Origin of the sequence: Mesorhizobium sp. M7A.F.Ca.US.005.03.2.1 (assembly GCF_003997795.1) — a bacterium.
Lineage (GTDB): Bacteria > Pseudomonadota > Alphaproteobacteria > Rhizobiales > Rhizobiaceae > Mesorhizobium > Mesorhizobium ciceri.
The window spans coordinates 1-3,630 of sequence record NZ_RZRP01000653.1 but is presented as its reverse complement, the minus strand read 5'-3'; the positions used below and the strand labels follow the sequence as shown (position 1 = coordinate 3,630).

The window sequence follows — 3,630 nt, the reverse complement described above, 5'->3', positions numbered from 1 at the left end:
GCTTGCGGCCTGGCGAAAATGTCAGCGGTTTTTCCCTCTTCGACCATGCGGCCATGCCGCATGATGATGACGCGGTCGGCCATTTCGGCGACGACGCCCATGTCATGAGTGATGAGGATGACGCTGGTGCCATGCTGGCGCTGCAGATCGCGCAAAAGTTCCAGCACCTCGCCTTGCACGGTGACGTCGAGCGCCGTCGTCGGCTCGTCGGCGATCAGCACGTCCGGCTCGAGCGCCAGCGCCATGGCGATCATCACCCGCTGGCGCATGCCGCCGGACAGTTCGTGCGGAAACTGCTTTAGCCGGCTTTCGGCTTCCGAAATGCGCACCGCCTTCAGCGCCTCGATGGCACGCTGGCGAGCCTCGCTCTGCGACAGGGAGGTATGCGCCTCGATGGATTCGGTGAGCTGCCGGCCGATCGACAGCACCGGGTTGAGTGAGGTCATCGGCTCCTGGAAGATCATGGCGATGCGGTTGCCGCGAATGCGCCGCATCCGGCGCTCGTCCAGAATCGTCAGATCTGTATCGCCGAGATGGACCTTGCCGGATGAAATCCTGGCGGCAGGCTGCGGCAGAAGCTGCATGATGGCCAGAGCGGTCATCGACTTGCCGGAGCCGGATTCACCGGCAATGCACAGCGTCTCGCCACGAGACAACGTCAGCGACAGGTCGGAGACGACCTCGCGCTCGCCCTCCTCGCCGCGCACGCTGACGGAGAGGTTGGCGATGTCGAGTATGGGTTCGCTGGCGGCGATCATTGCGCGCGTGACCCGGAGAGGGATTTACTCCGGCACACCCCCCTCCTCATTCAAACACGCAGCGCGGAAAGTAGAACGACACCACCCAGTTCGGCATGTCGACGATCTCGCTGATGCGGAGATCGCCGCAGACCGAGGCCAGCATATAGGCCTCGACTGGGTCGATGTGATAACGACCGGCGAGCAGGTCGACCATCTGCGCAACCGCTTCCCTGGCGCCGGTCATCAGGTCCGGACCGATGCCGGTCGTCACCTCATAGCCCTTGGCGTCGAGATGGCGCGTCACCGGGCCTGGCGTGGTGAAGCGCGGCGTCTTCAGCCTGGCATCCTTGACCAGGTCGAGCTTGAGCACGACGTCCATCGGACTTTCGATCGCCGTGCCGCAGACCTCGCCGTCACCTTGCGCGGCATGGGTGTCGCCAACCGAAAACAGCGCGCCCGCCACTTCCACCGGCAGATAGAGCGTGGTGCCGGCGGCGAGATCGCGGATGTCGAGATTGCCGCCGACGCGCCTTGGCGGCACCACCGAGTGGTGGCCCTTTTCCGCCAGCGCGTTGCCTATGGTGCCGGCGAAGGGTTTCAACGGCACACGCGCATTCTTGCCGAACAGCGCCGGCTCGAGCGAGGCAGCGTCGTATTTCCAGATGTTCAGCGCCGGCTCCTTGAAGTCGTCGGCGAGCAGCCCAAAGCCCGGAATGTTGGCCGTCCAGCCGAAGCCGGACGGCTTGAACATCTCGATCGTCACCTTCAGCGCGTCACCCGGCTCGGCGCCCTCGACGAAGATCGGCCCGGTCACCGGATTGACGGTGGCGAAGTCGAGCTTGGCGACGTCGGCGACCGTGCTGCCGGCCTGCAACTGGCCGCCGGAGGAATCGAGGCACTGGAACTCGATCGTCGAGCCGGGCGCCACCCGCTCGGCCGGGGCAAACGAATTGTCCCAGCCGAAATGATGTTGGCGCCCATGGATGGTGTAGTCGCAGTTATTGCACATCTTTTACGTACACATTGTCGTAGTTGATCGGGATATGAACCGGGTCGACATAGAGGTTGTCGGCGCCGCCCATGCGCGCCGATTTCATGGTGAAGCGCTGCTCGTTGAAGACCGGCGCCCAGGGCGCGTCTTCCATCACCTTGTCGTAGATGGCGCTCCACATCTTGTCGCGTTCGCCTGATTTAGCCGGGTCGACCACCGAGTCGGCCTCGGCCGCCTTGGCGTCGAGATCCTTGTTGCAATACCACGACCAGTTCCAGCCGCCGGGCACCGCACCGGCGCAGCCGAGGATCGGGCCGTAGAAGTTCGACGGATCCGGGAAGTCGGCGATCCAGGCCATGCCGCCGGACCAGATCATCGGTGCGCCGGCCTTGTCGCCGCCGGCGGCAATCACGTTTGCCTGCGCCAGCGACTGGATGCTGGCCTTGATGCCGATCGCCGCCAGATCCTGCTGGATCGCCTGGGCGATGCGCGGGTTGGGATCGGTGTTCATGGCAAACAGCTGTGTCTCGAAGCCGTCGGGGTGGCCAGCCTCTGCGAGCAGCGCCTTGGCCTTGGCGACGTCATAGGGATAGCCCTTGTATTCCTTGTCGTAGCCCGGCATCGACGGCGGCAGCGGCTGGTTGGCCGGCACGGCGCGGCCGTTGATGATCTGGATGACGCGCGCCTTGTTGATCGCCATGTTGACTGCCTGGCGCACCTTAACATTGTCGAACGGCGCCATGGTGGTGTTCATGGTGACATAGCCGGTGTGCAGCTGGCCGCCTTCGACGACGCGTGCCTTCTGCTCGGGATCGGCCATCACCTCCTGGAATTTTGCTGGCGGAATGCCGTCGCCGGGGACGTCGATCTCGCCCTTCTGCAGGCGCAGCAGCGCCACGATCGGCTCCTGGCCGATCTCGAAGGTGATCTTGTCCAGATGCGGCAGGCCCTTGTGCCAGTAGTCCGCATTGCGCTCGAAGACGATGCGCTGGCCGAGCGTCCACTCGGCGAGCTTGAAGGCGCCGGTGCCGACCGGATGCTTGCCGAAATCGGCGCCGTATTTCTCGACCTCTTCCTTCGGCACGACATGGGCGAAGTTGATGGCCATCACATGCAGGAAGGTGGCGTCGGGGCGGGTCAGTTCGAACTTGACCGTGTAAGGGTCGACGACAGTGACGCCGGAGAGGCTCTCGGCCTTGCCGGCGGCGACATCGTCATAGCCCTTGATCGAGCCGAAGAAGCCGGCGCCGGGGCTCTGCGTCTTCGGATTGGTGACGCGGTCGAGCGAATATTTCACGTCGTCGGCCGTCATCTCGCGGCCATTGTGGAATTTCACGCCATGGCGCAGCTTGAAGGTGAAGGTCTTGCCGTCGGGCGAAATCTCGTAGCTTTCGGCGAGGTCGGGTTTCAAATTGGTGGTGCCCGGCTCGTAGTCCATCAACCCGTCGAACAGGCTCTTGATCATCGACCAGTTCTGCCAGTCATAGCCGATCGCCGGATCGAGCGTGGCGACGTCGTCCTTGTAGGTGATGGTGATGGCGCCGCCCTGCTTGGCGTTCGGATCGACGGCGTCCTCGGCGCGAACGCTCGTCACGCCGAGCATCAGCGCCAGCGCCGATGCCGCTACCGTGGATGCGAGAAACTTTTTCATTTTTATGTTCCCTTTCTCTGTCTGGTTTTCATTTCATCTGAGCTTGATGCGGGGGTCGATGAAGGGCGCGATGATGTCGGCCAGCAGATTGCCCAGCACGATGGCGAAGGCCGACACCAGCGTCACACCCATGATGATCGGGATGTCGACGCGCTGGATGGCCTGCCAGGCGAGCTGGCCGATGCCGGGCCAGCCGAATACGCTTTCGACGACGACGATGCCGCCCATGAAGATGCCTATGTCGATGC

General features: G+C 63.6%; 4 protein-coding genes. All 4 read right to left on the bottom strand.

The genetic code is table 11. The features are described from left to right. Positions 1–758, bottom strand: a 758-nt coding sequence (locus EN991_RS27665) for an ABC transporter ATP-binding protein (protein WP_206519262.1), incomplete at its 3' end; no start/stop codon positions are given. 46 nt (positions 759–804) lie between these two features. Continuing rightward, complete coding sequence (locus tag EN991_RS27660; RefSeq protein ID WP_024502120.1) at positions 805–1,749, bottom strand: acetamidase/formamidase family protein; 945 nt, start codon at positions 1,747–1,749, stop codon at positions 805–807. Further along, positions 1,739–3,382 carry an ABC transporter substrate-binding protein gene (locus EN991_RS27655; RefSeq protein WP_127369941.1) on the bottom strand — a complete coding sequence of 548 codons (1,644 nt, stop codon included), beginning with the start codon at positions 3,380–3,382 and terminating at the stop codon, positions 1,739–1,741. Before EN991_RS27655 ends, EN991_RS27660 begins: the two co-directional genes overlap by 11 nt. 33 nt (positions 3,383–3,415) lie before the next feature. Next, positions 3,416–3,630 (bottom strand): ABC transporter permease subunit (locus EN991_RS27650; protein WP_127369940.1); only part of this gene is annotated, 215 nt, incomplete at its 5' end.